General features: G+C 53.6%; 21 protein-coding genes. 11 read left to right on the top strand and 10 right to left on the bottom strand.

The features are described from left to right. Positions 1 to 635: 635 nt before the first annotated feature. The 6 genes from ACFQ2O_RS01330 to ACFQ2O_RS01305 form a co-directional block, all read right to left on the bottom strand. Positions 636 to 1,241 (bottom strand): transporter associated domain-containing protein, encoded by a 606-nt coding sequence (locus ACFQ2O_RS01330; protein ID WP_377522306.1) that lies wholly within the window; start codon positions 1,239 to 1,241, stop codon positions 636 to 638. A 211-nt stretch (positions 1,242 to 1,452) separates the two neighbouring features. After that, complete coding sequence (locus tag ACFQ2O_RS01325; protein ID WP_377522303.1) at positions 1,453 to 2,625, bottom strand: TolC family protein; 1,173 nt, start codon at positions 2,623 to 2,625, stop codon at positions 1,453 to 1,455. Positions 2,626 to 2,629: 4 nt separating this feature from the next. After that, complete coding sequence (locus ACFQ2O_RS01320) at positions 2,630 to 5,722, bottom strand: efflux RND transporter permease subunit (protein ID WP_377522302.1); 3,093 nt, start codon at positions 5,720 to 5,722, stop codon at positions 2,630 to 2,632. A gap of 56 nt (positions 5,723 to 5,778) precedes the next feature. After that, entirely contained in the window at positions 5,779 to 7,401 is a 1,623-nt protein-coding gene (locus ACFQ2O_RS01315; RefSeq protein WP_377522301.1) for an efflux RND transporter periplasmic adaptor subunit, read from the bottom strand. 31 nt (positions 7,402 to 7,432) lie between these two features. Beyond that, on the bottom strand, positions 7,433 to 7,699 hold the full coding sequence (locus ACFQ2O_RS01310) for a hypothetical protein (RefSeq protein WP_377522300.1): 267 nt from the start codon (positions 7,697 to 7,699) through the stop codon (positions 7,433 to 7,435). A 157-nt stretch (positions 7,700 to 7,856) separates the two neighbouring features. Then, on the bottom strand, positions 7,857 to 8,189 hold the full coding sequence (locus ACFQ2O_RS01305; RefSeq protein WP_377522299.1) for a hypothetical protein: 333 nt from the start codon (positions 8,187 to 8,189) through the stop codon (positions 7,857 to 7,859). Between the two features lie 265 nt (positions 8,190 to 8,454). On the opposite strand from ACFQ2O_RS01305, the gene ACFQ2O_RS01300 reads away from it, so the two are divergent. The 3 genes from ACFQ2O_RS01300 to ACFQ2O_RS01290 all read left to right on the top strand — a co-directional run bounded on the left by ACFQ2O_RS01300 (position 8,455) and on the right by ACFQ2O_RS01290 (position 10,878). Then, complete coding sequence (locus ACFQ2O_RS01300) at positions 8,455 to 9,501, top strand: PDDEXK nuclease domain-containing protein (protein ID WP_377522297.1); 1,047 nt, start codon at positions 8,455 to 8,457, stop codon at positions 9,499 to 9,501. Between the two features lie 514 nt (positions 9,502 to 10,015). Further along, positions 10,016 to 10,330 (top strand): hypothetical protein, encoded by a 315-nt coding sequence (locus ACFQ2O_RS01295; RefSeq protein ID WP_377522294.1) that lies wholly within the window; start codon positions 10,016 to 10,018, stop codon positions 10,328 to 10,330. Beyond that, complete coding sequence (locus ACFQ2O_RS01290; protein WP_377522291.1) at positions 10,327 to 10,878, top strand: DNA-3-methyladenine glycosylase I; 552 nt, start codon at positions 10,327 to 10,329, stop codon at positions 10,876 to 10,878. Before ACFQ2O_RS01295 ends, ACFQ2O_RS01290 begins: the two co-directional genes overlap by 4 nt. A 380-nt stretch (positions 10,879 to 11,258) precedes the next feature. Here the strand turns inward: ACFQ2O_RS01290 and ACFQ2O_RS01285 are convergent, their stop codons facing one another. Next, on the bottom strand, positions 11,259 to 11,579 hold the full coding sequence (locus ACFQ2O_RS01285; protein WP_377522287.1) for a four-helix bundle copper-binding protein: 321 nt from the start codon (positions 11,577 to 11,579) through the stop codon (positions 11,259 to 11,261). Positions 11,580 to 11,797: 218 nt separating this feature from the next. Here ACFQ2O_RS01285 and ACFQ2O_RS01280 point away from each other — a divergent pair, with 218 nt between their 5' ends. Further along, entirely contained in the window at positions 11,798 to 12,817 is a 1,020-nt protein-coding gene (locus ACFQ2O_RS01280; protein WP_377522285.1) for an ion channel, read from the top strand. 24 nt (positions 12,818 to 12,841) lie between these two features. On the opposite strand, the gene ACFQ2O_RS01275 is transcribed toward ACFQ2O_RS01280, so the two are convergent. From ACFQ2O_RS01275 to ACFQ2O_RS01265, 3 genes are all read right to left on the bottom strand, one after another. Further along, positions 12,842 to 14,173 (bottom strand): amylo-alpha-1,6-glucosidase, encoded by a 1,332-nt coding sequence (locus tag ACFQ2O_RS01275; RefSeq protein ID WP_377522283.1) that lies wholly within the window; start codon positions 14,171 to 14,173, stop codon positions 12,842 to 12,844. Then, the gene (locus ACFQ2O_RS01270; protein ID WP_377522281.1) at positions 14,157 to 15,740 is read right to left on the bottom strand and encodes a vitamin K epoxide reductase family protein; all 1,584 of its coding nucleotides are present in this window, start codon (positions 15,738 to 15,740) and stop codon (positions 14,157 to 14,159) included. The genes ACFQ2O_RS01275 and ACFQ2O_RS01270 overlap by 17 nt, the downstream gene beginning before the upstream one ends. Before the next feature lie 419 nt (positions 15,741 to 16,159). Beyond that, on the bottom strand, positions 16,160 to 16,792 hold the full coding sequence (locus ACFQ2O_RS01265) for a DUF2911 domain-containing protein (protein ID WP_377522279.1): 633 nt from the start codon (positions 16,790 to 16,792) through the stop codon (positions 16,160 to 16,162). Between the two features lie 352 nt (positions 16,793 to 17,144). Between ACFQ2O_RS01265 and ACFQ2O_RS01260 the strand changes: the two genes are divergently transcribed. From ACFQ2O_RS01260 to ACFQ2O_RS01230, 7 genes are all read left to right on the top strand, one after another. Continuing rightward, positions 17,145 to 19,283 carry a copper-translocating P-type ATPase gene (locus ACFQ2O_RS01260; protein WP_377522277.1) on the top strand — a complete coding sequence of 713 codons (2,139 nt, stop codon included), beginning with the start codon at positions 17,145 to 17,147 and terminating at the stop codon, positions 19,281 to 19,283. Between the two features lie 70 nt (positions 19,284 to 19,353). Beyond that, a complete protein-coding gene (locus ACFQ2O_RS01255) occupies positions 19,354 to 19,809 on the top strand; it encodes a hypothetical protein (protein WP_377522275.1) in 456 nt (151 codons plus the stop codon). Between the two features lie 68 nt (positions 19,810 to 19,877). Beyond that, positions 19,878 to 21,257, top strand: coding sequence for a hypothetical protein (locus ACFQ2O_RS01250; protein WP_377522273.1), 1,380 nt, complete (start codon positions 19,878 to 19,880; stop codon positions 21,255 to 21,257). Between the two features lie 899 nt (positions 21,258 to 22,156). Beyond that, complete coding sequence (locus ACFQ2O_RS01245) at positions 22,157 to 22,351, top strand: YgaP family membrane protein (protein ID WP_377522270.1); 195 nt, start codon at positions 22,157 to 22,159, stop codon at positions 22,349 to 22,351. A 38-nt stretch (positions 22,352 to 22,389) separates the two neighbouring features. After that, entirely contained in the window at positions 22,390 to 22,776 is a 387-nt protein-coding gene (locus ACFQ2O_RS01240; RefSeq protein WP_377522268.1) for a DUF302 domain-containing protein, read from the top strand. Between the two features lie 103 nt (positions 22,777 to 22,879). Continuing rightward, positions 22,880 to 23,548 carry a methyltransferase domain-containing protein gene (locus ACFQ2O_RS01235; protein ID WP_377522266.1) on the top strand — a complete coding sequence of 223 codons (669 nt, stop codon included), beginning with the start codon at positions 22,880 to 22,882 and terminating at the stop codon, positions 23,546 to 23,548. A gap of 46 nt (positions 23,549 to 23,594) precedes the next feature. Then, positions 23,595 to 24,437, top strand: a complete 843-nt coding sequence (locus ACFQ2O_RS01230) for a universal stress protein (protein WP_377522265.1) — start codon at positions 23,595 to 23,597, stop codon at positions 24,435 to 24,437. Positions 24,438 to 24,447 lie beyond the last annotated feature (10 nt).

Below are 24,447 nucleotides of genomic sequence, written 5' to 3'. Positions count from 1 at the left end.
GACAATTAATATATAGGTATTTTTGCACTAACAGACTTAGGTAAAGCCTGCGTAAAGGCAAGAGCTGCTTAAGCAACAGCTTATGACCTCACTTGGGGGCTCCAATACTTGCCACCGGCGCTTTACCTTCCCGGGCGGGCTTTGCTACTTCAACTGGTTCAGCAAGCACTTCCCGAATGACTGCGGCTTTTTAATTCTTTTGTTCGAGAAGACAATTATCCTTTTCAATGTCAGCAGACGGAAGCCGATCAGAAGGCGTTCCTGGTTTTCTGCCGCAATACTTACCTGCAAGACAATATAGCCGACTTTGCAGCATGACTGGACAAGTTTACCCAAACAGAAAAATTCTACCGCTTAAGAGTAAAACACCTCGCCATCCACCAGCGACTAAAAAATGAGCGAGACGCCGAGACAAGATACTACCTATGCAGGCCCAATTGGAAGATGAACCGCAGTAACTTGCAAGGGGAAGACATGGCTGCAGCAGTTGCAAAACACCTTCATCCGGTGAAAGGACACAGTACTATATCGACAGCCATGGTTCTTCCGCTAACAATTCTTGCGAACGCTCAGGTTGGTGACTATAACAGTTAAGTTCTTTAGGGGCTCCTCTGTGTCGCCTACATGCTTCAGAATTACCTTGTCACCCTAAACCCATCCATGTCCACTATCTCAACCTCATAGCCGCTAACCTGAAGCTTGTCACCAGCAGCAGGAAGCTTGCCGAACGTATAGGAAATGAAGCCTGCGAGCGTCAGGTAATTATCGGCGTCCATGGGGATTACCTCCTGCTTTAGCTCCCTGTTGAGGTCGTATATTTCGGTAGAGCCGTTCACCAGGAGCGAGCCGACCTCTCTTTTGACAATGCCCGGCTCATCCAACTCGTCCACGTCCGGCAGGTCTCCCACGGTAGCCTCCAGGATGTCGTGCAGCGTGACGATGCCCTCAATCGAGCCGTACTCGTCAATGACAATCCCCAGGTACTGCTTCTGCTTTTTGAAGATGTTGAGAACGGCACTCGCCAGCATTGTTACCGGTATATAAATAGGTTGCTGCAAAACGTTCCTAAGCGGCTCGCCTTTGTTTTCAGCCAGGTACTCATAGAACCGCTTCGCTGTTAGGATGCCGATGATGTTGTCAAAGCTGCCATCGTTTACCGGGAACTTGGGGTGCGCGCTGCGCTGAACTATGTTTTTTACAATTTCAATCGGCTGGTTGATGTTTACGTACTCCACGTCCATAGCCCCGCAACTGGCCCAGGGATTATGGGCGGCGCTTGATGAATTGGGCAGGCACGGCAAAAGTAACAGGATGAAGCATTGAGTATGCTAAGAAAGTATACAACTTTTCAATATGTTCTAAAACGAAGGAGGCAAGGGTAGTTCCTTGCCTCCTCCTATAATTATACCTCCTAAAGTACAAAGCGGATTGCCTATACTTTACCCTCAAACGTTACAACGTGTAGCGCAGCAGCTCCGCTGCCTTATGCTGCGCCTCAGACTCCAGCTCCAGGTACTTGTCGTAGGTGTCGTAGAAAAAGCTCAGCTCCATAAAATACTCTGCGGCCGAGATTTCTCCCAGCCGCAGGGCCTTCTCCAGCAGCCGAAAGTTCTCCGGCCTGGCCATCAGCTCCTGGTAATCACGCAGCGATTCCTGCAGCACCTGGTACTCTTCGTATGTCTGCCTCACTTCCTGCCGGTGCGAAACTAGCTCAGCCTCCAGCTGCGCCTGCGCGTACTGGCTGTAGGCTTGCTGCGTGTTCACGGTGTTGCGGCGCTCCCACAACGGTATGGAAATGCCTGCATGTACTCCTTGGAACGTCTGCCCCAATATACTTTGGTAGCGATAGCCGCCCTCTAGTTTAGGAAGGGCCAGTGCCCTGGCCAGTTTCACCTTCTCCTCCTGCACCCTTGCTTGCTGCTCCAGCGTTTTCAGGCGCGGGTCCGATATTTCAATCAGACTGTCCAGCACTTCAAAAGCGGGAACAGCCGGCATAGCGGAAAAGGCTGTATCGGCTAAAGCAACGGGATTGCCGCCGTTTAGCTCTGCGAGTTTTTCTTCCAGCACCCTGCGTCTGGCCCTGTTTTTCTGCAGCGTGGTGCGGATGTCCAGCAGCCGGACACGTGCCTTGTTCTCGTCCAGCACATTGCCCTCTCCGGCACGCGTGCTTTTCTGGAACCTGAGGTACAGCGCCTCTACATCCTCGTAGCGCCTCTCCAGCTCCCTTGCCTGCTTGTTTAGGTAGATCAGTTGTAGCGCGGCTTGCTGGGCCTCCAGCAAAATGTTCTGCCGCTGCTGGGCATACTGGTACTCCGCCTGTGCCTCCTGCAGGTTGGCCACGCGCCTTTTCCTGCCATAGGCTGTAGGAAAGTCGATGCGCTGCGTCACAGCGAACTCCTTCTGATTTCCGGCTTCTGCGGGCTGACCGTTAAAGTAGACATACTCTACAAAAGGGTCCTCCGGATTTAAACCAGTTTTATACTCCAGCTTCCGGGCTTCGCTGTACTGCGCCGCCGCCTGCAGGGTTTTGTTGTTGGCCGCCACCTGCTGCAACACATTGGCAACGGTTTGCTGTGCCTTTGCCTGCACCGCTACAAGCAGATACAGGCACAGGCTGGTTATCATATATCTATACATTGTCTTTCTCATTTTGATTGGACATCAGGAACACCGCCGGCACAATAAACAGGTTCAGCAAGGTCGAGCTCAACAGGCCACCCAAGATCACCTGGGCCATCGGGCTCTGGATCTCGTTGCCCGGTAAGTCACCGGCCAGGGCCAGCGGAATAAGCGCCAGACCTGCCGTAAGCGCTGTCATCAGGATAGGACTAAGCCTGTCCCTGGAGCCCAGGATCACGCTCTCATACAGGCTGTGCCCCTGCTGCAACAGCAACTGGTAATGCGACACCAGCAGAATACCGTTTCGCGTAGCGATACCGAAAAGCGTGATAAAACCGATAATGGCCGGAATGCTGATGATGCCTGAAGTGAAGAAGATGCTCAGCACACCACCGATCAGGGCCAGCGGCAGGTTCAGCAGGATGATACCAGAAAGCTTGGCCGACTTGAACTCCTGGAAAAGCAGCAGGTAAATAGCCAATAATGAAAGCAGCGAAGCGAACAGCAAGGTGCGCGACGCTTCTTCCTCCGCCTCAAACTGCCCGCCATACTCTATGCGGTATCCTTCCGGCAGGTCCACATTGGCCTGAATCTTTTCGCGCAGCTCCTCCACGGCGCTGCGCTGGTCACGCCCGGCCACGTTGGCCGACACCACCGTCTTGCGCTGCACATTCTCCCGGTTGATGGTGTTCGGCCCGCTGGTCGACACAATGTCGGCCACGTAATGCAATGGTATCTTCTGCCCGTCATGGGTGTCGATCAGGGCGTTCTTCATCTTCTCGAACTCCCCGCGGCTGCTCTCGTCATAGCGCACCACCAGGTCGAAGCTGCGTGCCCCTTCGTATACTTCCGACACCTTCTCGCCAGCAAAGGCCACGTCCACGTACTCGGCAAACTCGCCGGTGGTAATGCCATACTTTGCCAGCATATCGCGCCTTGCCTTGATCTGTATCTGCGGGATCTCAATTTGCTGCTCTACACTCACGTCCACCAGCCCCTCCACGGTTTTGGCCTGCTGCTCCACCTGCTTGGAGATGGAGAACATCTTCGAGAGCTCAGGGCCGAAGATCTTCATAGCGATGTTGGCCCGGGTGCCCGACAGCATGTGGTCGATGCGGTGACCGATGGGCTGCCCGATGGTGATGTTGGCACCGGTAATGCCCGCCAGCTTTTCCCTTACCTCGGCCATAAACTCCTCCCGGCTTCGTTCTTCGAGCACAAAAGGCGCGTCAATCTCGGAGGCGTTCACCCCTTGTGCGTGCTCGTCCAGCTCGGCCCTACCGGTCCTGCGGGTCGTTATTTGTATCTCCGGAACGGTCAGCAGCGCTTTCTCCACCTGCGTGCCGATCTTGTTGCTTTCCTCCAGCGAGATGCCCGGCTTGCTGACGGTGCTGATCACCAGGGAGCCCTCGTTGAACTCCGGCAGGAAGCTGCGCCCAAGCGTGGTCATGACAAAGAGTGCCCCCACCAGCAGCAGCACAGCAGCACCCAGAATCGCCTTCTTATGCCGCATGGCGCCTCTCAACGAGCGCTCATAAACAATGTTCAGGCGGTGCACCAGCCAGCTTTCCCGGTGCTGCTTCAACAACATTTTGTCACTAGTGAGCATGTAACTGCAAAGCACCGGTGTCAGGGTGATGGCCACGATCAGGGAAGCAAACAGCGAGACAATAAAGGCGATGCCCAGCGGTGCCAGCAGCCTTCCCTCCATGCCGGAAAGGAAGAAGAGCGGCACAAAGGCAGCGATAATGATAAAGGTGGCGTTGATCACAGAGGAACGTATCTCCACAGAGGCGTCGTAGATCACCTGTAATTTACTCAACTGCTCCTCCACGGGTTTTCGCGCATTCTCCTTTAACCTACGAAACACATTCTCCACGTCGATGATGGCATCGTCCACCAGGTCACCGATGGCGATGGCCATACCGCCCAGACTCATCGTATTGATGGAAAAGCCAAGCCACTTTAAGGTAAGTATAGCCGCCATCAGCGAGATAGGTATGGCGAGCAGGGAGATGACAGTGGCCCGGATGTTCATCAAAAACAGGATCAGGATCACCACCACAAACACAGCACCCTCCAGCAGCACCTTCTGTATATTGTTGATGGAGGCGTTGATGAAGTCTGCCTGCCGGAAAATTTTCGTGTTGATCTTGACATCCTCCGGCAGGTTCTGGCTCAGGTCGGCCATGGCCTCGTCTATCTCTTCGGTCAGCTCCAGGGTGTTGGTGTTGGGCTGCTTCATCACGGTCATAATCACGGCCGGCTCGCCTTTCAGAGAACCGTCGCCGATCTTCACGGCCGCGCCCACCTTGATGTCGGCCACATCCCCGATCCGTACGGGCGCGTTGCTATTCACCTTGATCACCGTGTTGGCCAGCTCCCCCAGATCGCTGGTGCGGCCGATGCCGCGAACGATGTACTCGTTGCCGTACTCCTGTATAAAACCGCCCGAGGCATTCTGGTTGGCTTCTTCTGCAGCCTGCAGTAACTCATGCAGCGACACGTTGTAGTACTTCAGCTTTTGCGGGGAGGCCAGCACCTGGTACTGCTTGTACTCTCCCCCTATTACCACCACCTGCGACACACCGCCCGTAGCCAGTAACCGCGGACGAATGCTCCAGTCGGCAAGCGTGCGCAGGTCCATTTGGCTGGTGCTGTCTCCTGTCACGCTGATGAGCATAATCTCGCCCATGATGGAAGACTGCGGAGCCAGCGTGGGAGTACCCACGCCCTGCGGCAGTCGTTCGGCCACGGTGGCCACTTTCTCGGTCACGATCTGCCGTGCCTTGTAAATGTCGGTGCCCCAGTCAAACTCCACCCACACGATGGAGATGCCGGCAGAGGAGGAAGAGCGCACGCGGCGTACGTCGGTGGCCCCGTTCACGGCTGTCTCTATGGGAAAAGTCACGAGTCGCTCTGCTTCCTCCGGCGCCATGCCGTGAGCCTCGGTCAGCACCACCACCGTCGGGGCCGTCAGGTCGGGGAACACGTCCACCTCCATGCGGGAGGCCGTGATCCCGCCGAAGACAAGCAGCAGCGAGGAGGCTACGATAACCAGCAGCCGGTTATGCAGCGAAAATTTTATGATATTGTTAAGCATTTCTTCTCTTTTTGATGCTGATGGGCAGGGTTCGTAAAAGCCCTCACCCTCCGTGGTTAATGTTCGTGCCCGTGGGCGGGCACCTCACCCGATGCCGAGGAAAGCTTGATCTGGTAGGCTCCTTTCGTCACCACCCGCTCGCCCGGCTTCACGCCCGAGAGCAGCTGCACGTTAATGCCGTCGGAGGCGCCTAGCTTTACTTCCCGCTTCTCAAAGGTCTCCCCCGCCGTTTGCACGTACACATAGTGCGTGCCCTGGTCTTCCATGATCGCGCTGACAGGCACGGTTAAGGCATTGGGCAACGACGCAGAACGCAGGTATACTTCCACGAAAGATCCAGGAACCAACTCGCCACGGTTGGCTATTTGGAAGGTGATGGGAATAAGATAGGAGTCGGCACCGGCGCTTTTGCCGTAGGCCAGCAGCCTGCCATTCAGGTTATCGGTATCGTATACCTCCCCGCCCGGCACTTTAAAGCTGGCAGACTTCACGTTGGCTAATTGGGATGCTTCCGTCTGCGGCACCTCGGCTCGCAGCACCAGTCGCTCGTTCTGTGTGATGCTGGCCAGTGGCTGCCCCGCCTCCACAAACTCCCCATCAGAAACCAGCACAGATTTGATGAACCCGCCCTGCGGTGCGGACACGCTCAGGCCCTTTGGACCATAGTTGCCGGCAATGGTGCGGTAAGCCGATGCGGCATTTTCGTAAATGGCTTTACGGCTTTCAAACTCCCGCTGAGAGATGATCTGGTCCTTCACCAATTCCTTTGCACGCTCGTAGTCGGCCTGCGCACGCTGGAAATCGGTGCGCGCCTCCCTCACACGGGTATCGATGTTGCCCTCGGCCACGCCGCCGCCGGAAATGGTGAAAAGCCTTTCCCGCGCCGTCACTGGCGCTCCGACGATCACATCGTTACCAGCCAACGACACAACCCCGCTCGCACTGGCCGCGATCGTTTGCTCGTCTCCCGGAGCCGGCATGATCTGGCCGGAGGTTCTGATAATGTTGTGAAAAGGCTGCGGCGTCACCTGCTGCGTGGCAAACTCTACTTTCCAGGCTTGCTCCTTCAGGAACGGTACTTCCTCACCCATTGGAGCGTCGGCCTCTTTGGTATCGGCCAGCGCGGCTTCCGCGTTCGGGTACACCTGTAAACTGTCGATTACGATCCTGTCGGTGACATCCCCTGACTTGACGTCAAAAATAAGTTTGTATCCGCTTCCGGCTTCCCTGGGCTGGAGCGCAGGTCCAAAGATTCCCGGTGAGCGCGGCTCCTGCACCGTCTGGCGGATGCCTTTGTCACCCTTCACAAGGCTGACGGTTAGCTGCCCCTCCGTAAGGGGAGTAAAATTTTCACCGAGTTTGGTGACGTGTGCCGCAAAGGAGGAAGTTTCGCCGACTACCAGGGGCTTAAACTCCACGAACAGTTCGGTTTTATCGGTATAGATAGTATAGGAGACCGGCTCCAGCTCGTCTCCGTGGGGATGGCCGTGTTCCGCTTCGGTTTCTGCCCCGTCGTGGGCGTGCTCCTGATCCTGGCCGCAGCCTGAGGCGAAGAGCACCAGGCAAAAAGCCATAAGGCTTACATATGATTTTAACATGTGATTCTGATATGGCTGTAACTCAAGTGTACATTTAGTCCATAGCGGCTTGCCCGGGAAGAATGCGGCAGTTTGCCGCACTCCCCGGGTAGCGCATCAATGGTTCAGCAGACTAGTGCTGGTGGTCGCCCTGTCCGTCGTGTGAGTGGGTTTCCGTGGCGGCTTCGGTCACGGCAGAGTCGCCCGCTACCGTGAACTCCTCTTGCTCATGCGGGTGTCCGCCGTCGCTATCGTGCGGGTGGCCGTGCTCCTCTTCTGAAGTGGCCTCGTGCTGGTGGGAGTCCGGCCCATGCTCATGCCCTTCTTCGCTTGTGGTGTTCGAAGAGCAGCCGAAAGAAAACAGCGCCATCGCTGCAATAGAGAAAAGAACCTTTTTCATTTTGCTTAAAAGTTAATGTTGTAAAAAACAGGGGTTAATTAAAAGAAGGGGTGCTCTTTGCCATTCACGGAAAAGTATAAGCGCACGCATAAAATGCACTCAAAGACCGTAGCCTAGTAGGTCTCGGCTGAGCTGGCAAGAGCGATAACTGGATGGGTTAGGCAGCCGGAGGGCCGCGCTGCGGGAGGTGGGTTTGGTGTGGTGGAGGCGAAAAGCCTATGATGTGCAAGGCACTTCTCCGCACTATGCCGGCGACCGGTGCCTTAGGTGTAAATAGGAACCCGTCGCTTCTGGCGTCCGAGAGAGGAGCCAAAATTAAATTGTTTTGTCGGGTTGACACATGCGGCTCTCCCTGTACGGCCGAGTGGAAGTAGTGGCTGAAAGGGCTCTCCTTCTCTTCCGGCCCGTCGTGGCCGTGGGAATGCCGGTGGCTATCGTGGGCGTGGTGCCGTGCCTTTATATCTGCTTGGTGGAGATGCTCGTGCGGCATGATGCCGTGCACCAATACCAGCGCATAGGCAAAAAAGGTGAATAACAGGACGGCAACACGTTTAGACATCAACCAAAGTTAGCCAATAATTGGCTTATGTCCAACCTGTGGGATCTCATAGCAAGGTACAGGTACATTTAGGAGCAGCAGTCAGATTGTAGCGTGTGTGGAGGGTCTTCATATAACAAAGAGGGCCACCTTTCGCTGTCCTGCAAAACAGTCAGATAATAATAGGTAAATTGCGTTTTCTTAGATCGCCTACCTTATGACGCAGGATAAAAAACACCTATCGCAAAACCAGGAAGCAAGAGAGCTACTACATCACGTAGTTGCACTCATCGAGGAGAGTAAAAAACAGGTTGCCCTGACGGTTAACCGTGAAGTCACCCTCCTATACTGGCGTGTCGGAAGGACCATCAATCAGGAGCTCCTACAGGAACAACGAGCGGGGTATGGAGAGCAAATAGTTTCTTCCCTGGCCTCTCACCTGACCAAGTCCTATGGTAGAGGTTGGTCAAAGCGCCACCTGTGGCATTGTGTACGCGTTGCGGACACTTTTCCGGGAGACCAGATTGTGAACGCACTGAGTACACAATTGAGTTGGACGCACCTGCGTATACTGGCAGCGATGGAAGATGAACTCAAACGAGTGTTTTACACTGAGCTTACCATTCAGGAGCGGTGGAGCACGCGCGTCCTGCAGGAGCGGATTGACAGCATGCTGTTCGAGCGCTCCGCGTTGTCCAGGAAGCCGGAAGAGCTCCTCAGGCAAGAGCTCAGCACCCTGCAGTCAGCCGGGGCCGTGACACCTGACCTAGTGTTCCGGGACCCTTACGTGCTGGACTTCCTGGGCCTGAGCGACACATACAGCGAAAGGGATCTGGAGTCTGCTATTCTGACGCAACTCCAGCAGTTCATCATTGAGCTGGGAAGTGATTTCGCTTTCCTGGCGCGGCAGAAAAGGATTCTGATAGACAATGAGGACTTCAAGATTGACCTGCTGTTTTACCACCGCGGGCTCCGGCGCCTGGTGGCCATTGACCTGAAGCTCGGCAGGTTCAAGGCGGCCTACAAAGGCCAGATGGAGCTGTATCTGAAATGGCTCGACAAACACGAGCGCAAAGAAGGAGAAGAGAGCCCCATCGGCCTGATTCTGTGTGCCGAAAAGAGCCAGGAACAAATCGAGCTATTGGAGCTGGACAAAGGGCATATAAGAGTATCAGAGTACCTCACACAGCTGCCCCCTAAAGAGGTATTTGCCAGCAGGCTGCACAAGGCCATAGAGTTGGCACAGGTAAAAAAGGTTGAGTAACAATCTATCATGCCTATTTCAAAGCTTTCACAAAAACAGATCAAATAGAGCTCACCGCCTCCTGCTTAACATATCGCAAATTATAATACTATAAACATATAGTAGTTTTTACACCAATTCGACAAGGGTAAACTCCTGCAAAGGTCTCCGAGTAAGCACAAACTTCATCAAAGTCAGAACTTCTACACCATCTCGGCTACTCATCTCACAAAACAAACCCAGTACTTGATTTGTGAGACGGCAAAACGGGAATCTTGAATTCTCCTAAGCTTCATTATTATCCGCTTTTCACACTAGCTTCCACAAGCTCATTTTACCGCCGTTTCTTGGGATTGAAATTTCAGGAGAGGATCCAGTGGTTGTGAGTTTAATGTATAGTATATTCGTTAGTCTAGTTCCGTTTGGCCAACTAACGGTGGACGGATAAACGGAATAATCCCCTTGATACCGTAGTTGCGTGCGACTGAACTCAACCAATCAAAGAAATGAACTAACACTACCATAGAAAACATAGATGACCAACCTCGATATTATTATAGAACGTTCGTTAGCGATACGCAAAAGATACCATGAGTTAGAGTTAACTCATCACGGAAGTGAGTGGACTGTAGAAGAAGACGCATTGGCATTTCTAACCGATGCAGCTTTGGTTGGCAGACACACAATGTCGCAACAGCATCGTTGGCCAAAAGCCAACACTGATGAGGAGTTGGAACACAAATTGGGAGAAAGCATTTGGTGGCTTGTTGTGTTGGCAAACCGAATGGGTATTGATCCCAAAGAAGCATTGGATAACTTTTTAACCAAAACCGAGAACCTGGTAAAATGAGCTATTGCTTTGCCATTGAAACAATGCAACCAGAGGAAAGAAAGGCGTTGCACAAAAACTACCACGACAACCATTACGGTTTTCCGATACACGATGACAACGAATTGTACGGCCGTTTGATAATGGAAATCAATCAGGCAGGTTTGAGCTGGGAGACGATCCTGAAAAAAGAAGCCTCTTTACGGAAAGCTTACGGCAATTTCAACATCAAAGAAGTTGCTGCCTACGCTGAGGAGGACCGTGAACGGCTGTTGGCAGACGCAGGAGTTATCAGGAATCGCCTAAAGATCAATGCAGCCATTGAGAACGCCAAAACTATTCTGATGTTACAAGCTGAGTATGGCTCATTTGAAAAATGGCTGGAACACCATCACCCCAAAACAGTGGAAGAATGGGTGAGGATCTTCAAAAGAACCTTTCGTTTCACCGGTGGTGAAATAGTAAATGAATTTTTGATGAGCATCGGATATTTGCATGGAGCGCACGCTGAAAGTTGTGCTCTATATGATACAGTGCTGAAAGAAAGGCCAATGTGGAAGGAAAAATAACAGCTACAACAACTTGTTAAAGCGACGGCCGTCGCTAGTGTACCGCTTACAAAACATGTTGTACATTCACCACATTTGTCTCCTTATATCCTCTATTACCGGGACAGAAGCAATCCAGAGCAAGTACGGGCAAGCGGAAGCAATATTTGGGTTGAGCTTCAAAACTTGTATCGGGAAAACGGGGGAATAGTGATGGTGCGTGCTTTTGCAGTCTGCAGGGGCTGCGCCAGGATATGCCGCGAGTGCTAGGAAGCCTGCTACCAAGGAGTGAACGCCTGGTAGAGGGCTGCAAAAGGTAAATAACTATACAACTTTAGCCCTAACACAGGAAAGGCCCGTGCGATCACGGGCCTTTCCTGTGTTAGGTTATATATACAGGCTTATGCTGACTGATACTGCTCGCAAGCCTCAGCGCATTTGAAGCAAGCCTCGGCACACTCTTTGCAATGCTGCGCCTCATGCTTCTGGCACTCCTGGCCGCAGTCTCTGCAGATTTTGGCGCACTGCTGCAGTATCTCCCCTGCGTAACGGGAATCACGTGAGACATAATCCAGGGCAGCCTTGCAGATGGCGGCGCAGTCCAGGTCCAGGCGGATGCATGGAACCATCATCTTGATGTCTTCTTCTCCAAGGCAGGAGATGGCACAGTTGTTACAGGCAGCGGCGCATTCGGCCAGTGTTCTAATCAAGTCCTTGTTCATAGTTTATATGTTTTAATGATTAAACTTTTATGTGCTCCTGTTATACCCGAGCAAGCACCCTTGCGTTTTATACAATTTTAGATAATCGTTACATAATTTCTTTATGGAGTATGCTTGTGTGCCTGTAGCACCTCCTGTTTTCTGCCCTGTTCTGTTGAGAGAACTCTAGCGCCAGGCATACGTTTATCGGAACTAACCAATGTCGCTACACGCATTATATGAATGTTCTCTATCTGTGCCTTGGGGTAGTCCTGTTCGCCTTCACCATACTGGATATTGTCAAGACTGCGCTCTCTTCCAATGGCGGGGGCTTGATCACAAACCAAGTGACCCGGGCCGTGTGGAAGGCTTTTTTCCTGGCGTCGGGGAAGAACGGCAGGTCGCAGCTAATCCGGTACGCGGGGCCTGCCATTCTATTGTCGATCTTGTTTACCTGGATTATGGCACTGTGGGGAGGTCTGTTCCTGGTGCTGCTCTACGAGGCAGGCTCCATCGTGAACAGCAAAACCATGGCAAGCGCAAGCGTCCTGGAGAAGCTCTACTACGCGGGATTCACGCTTTCCACACTTGGTGTTGGTGACTTCATCGCTTCGGGAATCGTATGGCGCATAGTCACGGATGTGGCGGCTTTTGCAGGCCTAGTGTTCATCACCACCTCCATCACCTACTTTGTGCCCGTGCTCTCGGCGGTCAGCCTGCAGAGCAAGCTTAGCCTCTACATCAACGGCATGGGTAAAACGCCGCAGCAGATTTTAATTAACAGCTGGAACGGCAAAGACTTTTCCGCTTTCTTCGGCAACGCCTCCGACCTGTGCCAGCTGCTGATGCACCACACCCTGAACCACCACTCTTACCCCGTCATTCACTATTTCCACAACAACCAGCCGGACCGCTCCATCGCCCCTTCCGTTGCCCTACTGCATGAGGCTTACCAGCTGCTGGCCAACGCGGTGCCGAAAGAAGCTGTGGGAAACCAGTTGATGATGAGCATGCTGGGGACGGCCTTGAACGCTTACCTGGAAACGGTGAAGGGAAGTTTCCTCAAGAATCCATCGCCCAAGGAGATCGCCCCAACACCAGATTTAAGGGAACTGGAGGAAAAAGGCGTACCGCTCAAAGACAGAGACAAGGCACGGCACACGTTTGAGGTTGACCTGCAGGAACGCCGCAAGGTGATGACAGCCATTCTGGAGATGGACGGCTGGACGTGGCAGGATGTATACACCACTACTGACTGATAAAAGCATAAACCGATTGTTCATCTAGCTACTCCTATCTTTCTTCTGTTGCCTCCGAATTATATCCAGCACTAAGCCAGACCATGTGAAATCATGTGCGCCGTGGCCCTCGCCGGTAAAAGGATCGTAATACTCCCGGAAGCCGCTTTTGGTGATCAGCCGCTTTATACTTAGCAGCAGTTCCTCTGCCTCTCGGGTGTAGCCTGCATCGAGCAGGTACCCGTGCATAAACCAGTTGAACATCACCCAAGTGGGGCCGCGCCAAATGTAGAGCGACTCATCAGGATTGAAAGCGGGTTCATCCACAGCCAGCGAGGGAATGGGATAAGGCACATGAAAGCCGTCCCGCTGTTGCAGGTGCCGCTGCAGCACGCGTCTGCTAACCTCCTGAGGCACCTGGCGCAGCACCACCGGGAAAAAGATTGTGCCCGTCCTGACTTTCAGCTTTCGGTAGTTGTGCCCAGCCAAGTCGTAGAAAGCGGCATCGGCCTCATCATACATATACTTCAGAATGCTCCTTCCTGTCTTCTCCGCCTGCGCCTGGTAATATCCGGCACTCTCCGAATCGCCTGCCAGGGCACAGAGTTGGGCCAGCGCCTCCAGGTTCTGCACGTAGATGGTGTTAAAAGCGGCATCTTTCACAATAAACTTGTTGCTGCGGTAGATGGCTGGCAGATTATAGTTATGAAAAAAGTTATGCGCATCCACCTGCAGTACTTTCCAGAACAACTGCAGCCCCGCCAGCCCTTTATCATACTTTAGCACAGGGTCAAAGCTTGCCTTCCAGTCCAGGCCTGACTCATAGGGAGAGATGATGGAAAGCAGCCCCTCTCCCTCAAAATCGCGGTTGCGCAGAAGCCAGTTATAATATGCCTTTAACCTGGGCAGCATCTCATTTAAGAAGTCCTGATCTGGTGCGTGTTGGTAAATGCGCAACACGGCCTGAGCGGCTAGTGGCGGCTGCACCAGTGCTGACATGTGGGGTTTGTACACACGCAGTGCATCCTTGGGCCGGAGCTGAAAGATATCGGTGATGCGGGCGGGCCAAAGGCGCTTCCAATAGCTCATGTGCCCGACGAAGCCATCCGGCCGCTGCATCTGGAACAGGCTGCGCATGTGCTTTTTGGCCATGTCCGCCTCGTCCATCGCCAGAAGTATAAACGCATGAAAACAAGTGTCCCAGAAGTACTGGTAAGGGTAAGTGCCCGGAGACGGCTTGGTATAATGGTAGTTAAACCCGCCGCGCTGCCCGCTGATCATATTCCGGTACAGCAAGTCGCGTACCTGTGCCGCTATCTCCTCGTCCGGCAGAAGCCCCTCCTCCTCCTGCACCTGCTCCCTACTTGATGTACGCATCCCAGCCTGCATAATTTTGTGTTTTAGGCCCCAGCGGAAGTGATAGTGCCGCTACCGCCAAACCCAGAACAACGCCTGTTATACTTAAGCCTATTGGGCTGTTGCTCAAAAACCACGGCGCCACAACCACTGTAAGCCCCAGCAGTATGTTAAAGTAGCGCCCCCTGCGCAAGGGCTCGCCCATGCAGAAAACAGAAGTGACCACCACCAGCGAACCTGCCAAATGGAAAATATCTGCCACGGTTTCTTTGATCTGCACCCCGAAAACGGCTGGCGCAAAAACCATGGCTATACCCAATAGCGTGGCTACGGATAGCGTCCAGGGGAAGCTGATGCCCCAGATGGAGGCGCTGTATACCGGCCCCGGCTTCTGCGGGAACGCCATCATCTCCGGTGCCTTGTCTTCTGAATCGCTCTCGATGTTGCCGCCTTTCCAGAATATCTTCCAGAAGCTTTCTCCCTGGTTTACCTTCTTTTTCATGAACTGCCCCATGGCTATCACCTCATCTACTTCCAGCGGGATCATCGGAATCATGATAGCTGCCGCCAAGAGGCAGAACGTGCACCAGGCACCAACTATAATTGGCTGGCTGATGACAAGGAAAATGTGCACCATGCCCAGCGGGATCACCAGAATACCGAAAATGGCCACCATCCACGGCATCGTGCGCCAGCGGCTCGGTGCCCCCATCCAGCCCATCAGAAACTCCAACGTATAAGCAATGGCGCCCAGACCTGCATCGGAAACAGGCATACTGTGCGACATGGCCGAGTTTAGCACCTGCTCGCTCTGCTGCCCGAAGAAAGGGTCCCAAACAGAATCGATGTAGCCCAGCTGGAATGCGGCCAAATAACGGGATACCACCCATCCAATGAGGCCTAGCACCATCATGATCCAGCGCTGCGGCCAGCTAGAAGGGTTGTAGCTCCAGCCGGGAGGTGTGTCGGGGCCCATCTTCATGTATAGGATCATGTTAGGCATACCGGGTATAAGTATGGTAAGGGCAATGATGAGTGCGCCCACCATGGTGTCGTTCAGGTAGGCCACCGCCGTGGGTGCCCAGAACAGCAGCGGTGCCATTGTAAGCCAGATACCTATGAAGCAGCAGATCCAGAGGCTAACGGGGCGGTTAGGCGTGAGTCCGCGCCAGCCGAAGAACATTAGCAAGGCGCCGCTGATAATGTCGCTCCACTTCATGAACTGGATGCGCTGCTCCATGGTGAGCCACAGGCTCCTGCCGCCCGATGGCTCCACCGTGCCGATACCGTAGTCAAAGGTGAGCGGCGAGAGCAGCACCCAGGCCCCAAGTATAATGATCATCCAGTATACCCACAGCGTCTGCATGTGGTGCATGTGCAGCATTTGCAGACGCATGTCCTCCGACATCATCATGCCTTTTTTGCCTTCATGCTTCTGCTCGTCGTTAGGTTTATCATCCTGCCCGCCCTGGTGCATTTTCTGGTTGTGCTGGCGTATCTCCTTTTCGGCCATGGGGCGCGTAACGCCGCGCATGCCCATACCGCCGCTGTGCTGTCCGTCCTGCTGCTTGTGCTTGTTATCTTCCATTATCCTGATGTTTAGTGAATGACAGTCAGGTTCTGCTATACGGAGTGGCAGCAGACAGGATATTTTCAGCAGGTAATAGGATAAAGCAGGTTTATGAAAAAGCACCGCAGTCATCATAACCGGAGAGCTTGGGCAAGTTCCTTTGCAGGAAGAGGAGACCTATTCTTGAAGGGCACTAACCAGTGCTTGTACGCCTCCAGTGGCTGCCTTCACAGAAAACATGATTAGTTAAGTCCTTACAGTTAAATGTGGCAACGCTGGTCACTACCCTTGCTAGAAAGTAATGGCAGCCTTCAGGCAGTTACAGCGCACTATAACCTCCCAACCAAGGTATGCGTTGCAGTTATTGGCGACAGTAATAGATGCCAGCAACTGCAATGCATACTCCTCTTTGCTTGGGATTGAGTACAAAGTTTGCGCTATACGCTCACCGGGAACGTCAGCTTTAGCCTGTCCCATGTCATGACAATCGCCCCCTGCGCATCACGCTGCGGTACGATTTGATAGCGCAGCCGCTCCTGGTGCTGCTCCATTGTCTCAGGTGTCACCGTGAAGCGTACCACGTCTTCTGCTTCCGAGTAATCGTCTGCCAGGTGCTGCTCCCAGTTTCTGTTGATGATCACCGTCCACTCCCTCTCCCCCGGAATGGTGAACAGCGCGTATTTCCCTGCCGGCAGCGGCTGCCCTCCTATCGTGATCGGCTGGTCCGTCTGCAGGCTGGTAGCCGAATGTGCCCCCGTTACCCACACCTGGTTATGGGCCACCAGGCCACCCCATATCACTCTGCCGCGCACGGCAGGGGAATGGTAGGCTACCGTTAGATGGGCAGGCCCGACTTGCCCGTGCGCCTCGGCTTTCAGGCTGCCTTTCAGGGTATCAGGCTCTGCCTGTGCCTGTATGGCCAGCGCCCCTTCCTGCGCGTTTGCCCCATGCGCGGTGGCATGATGGCTTTCCTGTTCCGGAGTTTTCTGCTCTGCCACCTGCCCGTTGCAGGAAGCAAGTGCAACACCAAGGGCAACAGCCAAGATGGCGCTGCGTAGTTCTGTTGTCATATGAAGTTTTCCTAAACGTGTGAAGCGTGTTTTGTGTGAGCGAAATAACACCTAAACCGGCAGTAATGAAAGCGCCAACAGCCATATTCTGGCGGCGGCGGCCGCTTTTTCCTTGTAACTGATGCCGCTACCCTCCATCCTCCCGCCACTACAGCCTGATGCACAGTAGTTAAGCGGTTTAACATGTAACAAAATCAGGAATCGTGTGACAGAAGCCCGGATTGTTCCTGCTAATTTGCTTTTTCACAAGCCGGTCGACCGTGTAAGGAGCTGGAGCGGCAGTAAAAAGCAAACATACTTACCGTTAGTGAGGTACTTATTTAAAGGGACCTGAAACGAGAGTTTTTAAACCATGAAAAACAACCAAAGTCACCATCAGGAACACAGCCATCACCAGGGAGCAAAGTCACAGGCGAAAAGCAAGGCAGGAAAGGTAGAGGAGCAACTGGAGGAGAAAACGCTACATGCCCACAGCGAAGCCATGCCACACGGAGAGGGAACCCCGCCGCCGCACGGGGAGCATGTAGGGCATGGCGGGCATGGACACGACCACCACCGCATGATGATAGACGACTTCAAAAAAAGGTTTTGGGTTTCGCTTCTGCTGTCGGTACCGGTGATTGTGCTAAGCCCGATGGTGCAGCACATCCTCGGCTACGCGCTTGATGTGCCTTACAGCATGTACATCGCCTTCGTGCTGTCCAGCATCATCTTTTTCTATGGCGGGTGGCCTTTCCTCACAGGGCTTGCCGAGGAGGTGAAGAAAGGCGCTCCGGGCATGATGACGCTGATCGGCGTGGCCATCACGGTGGCTTACGGCTACAGCACGGCCGTCACGTTCGGCCTGGAGGGTATGGATTTCTTCTGGGAGCTGGCCACGCTGATCGTGGTGATGCTGCTGGGGCATTGGATAGAGATGAAGTCAGTGCTGGGTGCATCCAAGGCGCTCGAGCTGCTGGTGAGCATGATGCCTGCCGAGGCGCAGGTGATCAGGGACGGGCAGACGGTAACGGTGAAGGTTGAGGAACTCCGGCAGGGAGACGTTATCGTGGTGAAGCCCGGTGAGAAGGTGCCTGCCGACGGCACGGTGGTGCAGGGGGAAAGCTACCTGAACGAGAGCATGCTGACGGGGGAGAGCAAGCCTGTGCAGAAGGTGAAAGACGACAAGGTGATCGGCGGCTCCATCAACGGAAACGGCTCGCTGCAGGTGCGCGTGGAGAGCACCGGCGAGGACAGCTACCTGAACAAGGTGATCAACCTGGTGCAGGAGGCGCAGAAAACGAAGTCCGAGACGCAGCGCCTTGCCGACAAGGCAGCCAAATGGCTGGCCTACCTGGCCCTGACGGCCGGCTTCGGCACTCTTGCCGCCTGGCTGGTGGCCGGTGCCGAGCTGGACTTCGCCCTGGAGCGCATGGTGACGGTGATGGTCATCTCCTGCCCGCACGCCCTCGGCCTGGCCATTCCGCTGGTGGTGGCCATCTCCACGGCCGTGTCGGCTAAAAACGGCCTGCTCATCCGCAACCGGACCGCCTTTGAGAACTCCCGCAACATCACCACCATCATCTTCGACAAGACCGGCACCCTGACCCAGGGCTCCCATGCCGTTGCGCGAGTCGTGGTGTTTGGGCAGACTGTAGATGAACGGGAATTGCTGAGGTTGGCAGCCGGTGTGGAGCAGCACTCGGAGCACTATATCTCGCAGGGCATCCTCAAGAAGGCAAAGGCCGAGGGCATCACAGTGCCAGCATCAGACAACTTTCACTACTTACCCGGAAAGGGACTGGAGGGCACAGTGGAGGGGCGCGAGGTGAAGGTGGTTGGCCCGAACTACATCAAGGAGTTTAACGTGCAGGTGCCCCAAAGCCAGGCGGAGGAGGGTGTGGAGACGGTGGTGTATGTGCTGGTAGACGGGCAGGTGGCAGGTTACATCACGCTGCGCGACCAGATACGCCCTGAGTCTGAGGGAGCCATCCGGATCCTGAAAGAGAACGGCATCAGGAACCTGCTGCTGACCGGGGACAACGAGCGCGTGGCCAAAAGCGTGAGCGATAAGTTGGGCATGGACGGCTACCTGGCCAACGTGCTGCCGCACCAGAAGCAGGAGAAGGTGAAGGAGCTGCAGCAGCAGGGAGAGTTCGTGGCCATGACAGGCGACGGCGTGAACGACGCCCCTGCCCTTGCCCAGGCTGATGTGGGCATCGCCGTAGGCTCCGGAACGGACGTGGCGGCAGAGACAGCCGACATTATCCTGGTCAACAGCAACCCGCAGGATATCGCCTCGCTCATTCTCTTCGGCAAAGCCACTTACCGCAAGATGATTCAGAACCTTATCTGGGCCACGGGCTACAACATTGTTGCCCTGCCGCTTGCCGCCGGGGTGCTCTACCAGCAGGGCATCATGATATCTCCTGCCGTGGGTGCCGCCCTCATGAGCCTGAGCACTGTGATTGTGGCCGTCAATGCGCAGCTGCTCAGAAGGCAGCTGAAGTAAGCCAGCTGTTGAACCCGTACCTACGTACAATATCTTAACGGGTGGCAAACCTTTATTGAGACTAGAAACTATGAAAGGAACGATGTTAACAATGTTTTTGGCAGCAGCCGTTTGGCTCACAGGCTGCCAGTCCTCTGCGAATGTAGAGGAGGTGCTGGAAGACGAGTCGCAACGCAGGGAGCTGTATTCCACCATCCTGAACAATGAAGCATACCGTACTGAAATGACGGCCATGATGCGGGACGCTCCGGCTGGTGGCATGATGGGTAACGGGGAACACATGGAAGGAATGATGGGCTCTGACGGCATGATGATGAACCAGAACCCGGAAGCAATGGAAGATATGATGCAGCAGATGATGGCCCGGTGCGAAACAGACACGGCTGCCTGCAGCATGATGTCGCGGATGATGATGCGCAACAGCGGCATGATGCAGAACATGATGCAGCGGATGCATGAGAACGGCATGATGGACGAAGCTTGTATGCAGCAGATGATGCGCAACATGAACACAAACAGGAGATAGCGTTCTGCTTACCCTCCTAAACTATAGAACAGACATTCTCACACGTACAGCCACCGTTTTAATACGCTATGAAAACCTTGAAAAGTCTACTATACTGCCTGGTCACCACCGCTTTGGCTCTGCCAGCCACAGCACAGCACCAGGGCCACCAGCAACAGGCCCAAGATACAACGCATCAAATGGGGCATCAGGAGCACATGCAGCATTCGGGCATGCAGCACGGAGAGACGCAGATGCCGATGTCGCATGCCTTCTCCCGAAACCTGCCCATGAACCGTAATGCCTCCGGCACAGGCTGGCTTCCGGACGAGTCGCCGATGTACGGTAATATGTACCATCGCGGCGACTGGATGTTTATGCTGCACTACAACCTGTTTCTGCGCTACAACAAGCAGGACGTGTTTGAAGCCGGCACCCGGGGCGACAGCCAATTTGACGCACCGAACTGGCTGATGCTGATGGGGCAGCGCTTTGTAGGAAACAGGGGGCTGTTGCGGTTCAGCGGCATGATATCCCTGGACCCGCTCACGGTGGGCGGCAACGGCTATCCGCTGCTTTTCCAGACGGGCGAAACATTTGAAGGCTCTCCGCTAATAGACCGCCAGCACCCGCACGACCTCTTCAGCGAGCTGTCCGTGGGGTACACGCACATGCTATCGGAGGAGGCAGACGCGTTCCTGTACCTGGGCTACCCCGGTGAGCCAGCCCTGAGCAATGTGGCCTTTATGCACCGCCCCTCGGCGCTCAACAACCCAGATTCGCCGCTGGGCCACCATTGGCAGGACGCTACCCACATCACCTTCGGGGTGGCCACGTTGGGAGTCCGATACCGCAATTTTAAATTGGAAGGTTCCTCTTTCACTGGCCGGGAGCCGGATGAGGAGCGGTATGACTTCGACAAGCCCCGCTTTGACTCCCGTGCCGTGCGATTCACCTACAACCCCTCCACCAACTGGAGTTTGCAGGCGTCAACTGCCCTCGTGAAGAGCCCGGAGGTGGCCGAGCCTGACGAGGACGTGTACCGCACCACGGGGTCTGTGCTCTACGGCAACATGCTTGGGGGCGACAACCGTTACTTTACCGCCTCCGCCAACTGGGGCTACAACTACGTGGATGCGCATCACAAAGAGCATTCCTTCCTGCTGGAGTCCAACCTGCAGAACGACAGGTTTGCCGTTTACGGGCGCTATGAGTTTGTACAGAAGTCAGCAGAGGAGCTGGGATTTGAGGAGGAAGCCTTTGGGCACGATGAGGTCTTAGGTGTCAACGCCTTGACAATAGGGGCCAACAGGCAACTCTTCGAGATTGGTACCGTGAACGTGAATTTGGGGGCACAGGTAAGCCTGTTCAGAGCCGGGAACCAGCTGCACCCTTACTATGGAGAGCTCCCGGTTAGCGGACAGGTCTATCTGCGTCTCTTTCCCAGGGTGATGGTGCCCCGCAAGTAGTGGTTTGGTGCTTTAGGGCAGCCCTGGAAGCAAGGCGGAGCAACAGCGTTTCTTTGCACAGGTTCCCGCGTGTAAGATATAATCCGCCATAAATCTCTCTTAACTGTGAAAAAGGCCATGTGCTTCCTAATGACAAATGTTGTGACAAGTAGGGAATTGCTTTAATGGACTTTCGCTTCATACCCAAGCTCTACATTTACCTGACATGCTCTTGCGAAGATCCGCAAGAGCGTTACCACTACGGTGTGTCACCTCAATAATGAATAATTGAGTATGCACAACAGTCACATTTGTCTTGGAGCATATGTAAGTTCTCGTATAATCCGACAATAATTCTGTCTAACAATCCGTGGTATTTTAGGCACTTTCCCCCCTTGCCGTTCTTCTCTTCATGGTAAAGTACTAGCGCTTCACAAAAGGGGAAAGCACCCAATGGCACGTTCTTCCCTTTATGCCATTTTAATTCTGAAGGAAGCAGGCAACAATCGTTATGAGGAGTAGCAGCGGAATCCGAGCATAAAAAGCAGGGGCGTGTACTTTAGACGAAGCGTGCTGCACCGTTCTAACGAAGAAGCATTGATTGCATGTGCTTGACGTCTCGCTCTGCCGGGCTTCTTTTCATTAGGTAGAAGCCTGGCAGCAATAACAACAGGCCTGCTGCATTCCAGCTAATGTTGTAGGGCTGTATATCTACATAGCGTGTGCAACACTTTAGGAACTACAACCCCATTGAAAAGCTGAAATCCACCCAGCCCAAAAATAACCCGACCCAGGCTCTCCTAGTCACTAACGCGTTATCATGGGAGTGGTAAAGGGTTCATTGATCTAGAACACTCTTAGAAGACCTGCGTTAATTAACTTGCTATCGATAGCAATTAGAACCACTTAAATAGAAAGCTATGACAAAGAACATGGGAACAACAGACCGCATGGTGCGGTCGGCACTGGCAGCGGGCGCAGCGGCGCTTATTGCCACCAAAACAGTGAACGGACCGACAGCCGTGGCGTTGGGCAGCCTGGCCACCATCTTTGCGCTTACCAGTTCGGTGGGGCATTGCCCGGCTTACGATGTGGCCGATATTAACACCCTATAACACGCAGAAGTGATCAAAACCTCCAAAAACAACAAGCTATGAGTTACCACTTAAGTAAGAAAATCAACGGCTCTTTTGACGATGCCACCGCTAAGGTAAAGGAAGCCCTGCAACAAGAGGGATTCGGCGTGATCAGTGAAATAGACCTGAAGGAGAAATTTAAGGAAAAGCTACAGGTAGATTTCAGGAACTACAAGATACTGGGTGCCTGCAATCCCAAACTGGCACACCAGGCCATTCAGCAGGAACCCAACATTGGCGTGATGCTGCCCTGCAACGTACTGCTGCAGGAGCATGAAAATGGGGAAGTGGAAGTAACCGCTATCAACCCCATGGAAACCATGGCCGCCGTCGACAACCCAAACCTTTCTTCTTTGGCAGAAGAGGTAAGCCAAAAGCTTAAAACTGCAGTCAACAATCTATAAAGATTAATCTATGATACATTATTTAAGAAGGCTGTGCTGAAAAGTGCAGCCTTTTTTGTTTCCAGTTGGGTTGAATTTCAAAATTAACCAGCTTGTGTAACCAATGTCACTGAACCAGGGCAGACCATACCCCATCTTTGTATCGAACAACATAAAAAGCATGCCTATGAAAGACTTCTGGAACGACCGCTACAGCCAGGAACAGATGATTTACGGCGCTGAACCTAATGTATTTTTCAGGGAGCAACTACAGCAACTGCGGCCAGGAATGCTGTTGTTGCCTGCCGAAGGGGAAGGCAGAAACGCTGTGTACGCGGCCTTGAATGGATGGCAGGTAACAGCTTTTGATTTCAGCGAAGCAGGCTACAAAAAGGCGATGGCACTTGCAGAACAGCGAGGTGTAACCATCAACTACCTTGTCACAGATGCCGCGCAATACACCTGTGCGCCTGATAGCCTTGATGCGGTGGCCCTGATTTATGCGCACTTCCCGCCTGCGCTGCGCCAGCAGCTGCACCAGCAGGTGATCAAGTGGCTCAAACCCGGTGGCACTTTGATACTGGAAGCTTTCCACCCAAATCAGTTGAGCTACAGCTCCGGCGGACCTAAAGATGAAAGGATGCTCTATACCGCCGAAACCCTACAGGATGACTTTTCCTCCCTATTAATACAACAATTGGAAGAAGTAGAAATACAGCTGAACGAAGGGGCCTACCACAACGGTGCAGGCTATGTAACCAGACTGGTCGCTCAAAGGAAGACAGCGGATTAAGAAAATTTATACAGCATAAACATAACGGCTGACAGCCTCTACGCAAATGAAAGATAAACTGAACGTCATGGTGCCGGTAGACTTTACTCCGGTGTCTTACAGCGCCATCGAGTTCCTGGCTTTCCTGATGCACAAGACGCCCATCAACACCCACTTGGTGCATGTGGTTGAAGTAAACTCAGCTGAATGGGCCGGCTCCGTAGATGCATCGGAAACACTGAGCAAATCCGAAATGAAGCAAAAGGTGCAACTAGCTGAGCAGAAGTTTGCAGCGCTGAAACAGCATGTAGGCTTCAGGTTCAGCAGCGAGGTTCTTTTTGGAGGGTTAACTACCTCTCTCGCAAAATATGCTGCACAGAATAGCATTGACCTGATCATCATGGGGACAGACGGCGCTAATGGCTGGCTTGAGAAAGTGTCTGGCTCCGAGGCGCAGCATGTGGTCAGGTATACCAGCGTTCCTGTCATTACCATCCATCAAGATGCGGCCATCACACCACTTCAGAACCTGCTATGGGTGGCAGACTTTGAGGCCGAAAAACAGCCGGAGCAAAGCCTAGCAACTATTAAAATGCTGCAACAGCTCTTTCATGCTAAACTACACCTGTTGCAGATTATGGACGCGGAAGATGAAGACCGGGCACAAGAACTGAAGGGCCAGATGCAGACTTTTGCGGAGCAATTGGGCTTAGAGCATTACGAGCTGCACCTGCATCATAACTATAAAGTCCCGGCCGGTGTCCGCAGTTTCAATGAAGTGTCCGAAATGGACCTGGTGCTGATCGGTACGCATGGCAGAAAAGGCATCAGCCACCTGTTCTATGGCAGTATCGCTGAAACGCTGGTCAACCACTGCATCCGGCCCTTGATGACCTATCATCTTAACTAGTCTCCTTTCG

Source organism: Pontibacter rugosus (assembly GCF_042678745.1).
In the GTDB taxonomy this organism is placed as follows: Bacteria; Bacteroidota; Bacteroidia; order Cytophagales; family Hymenobacteraceae; genus Pontibacter; species Pontibacter rugosus.
The sequence above is the reverse complement of the archived record's forward strand: the minus strand, read 5'-3'. Positions and strand labels throughout refer to the sequence as shown.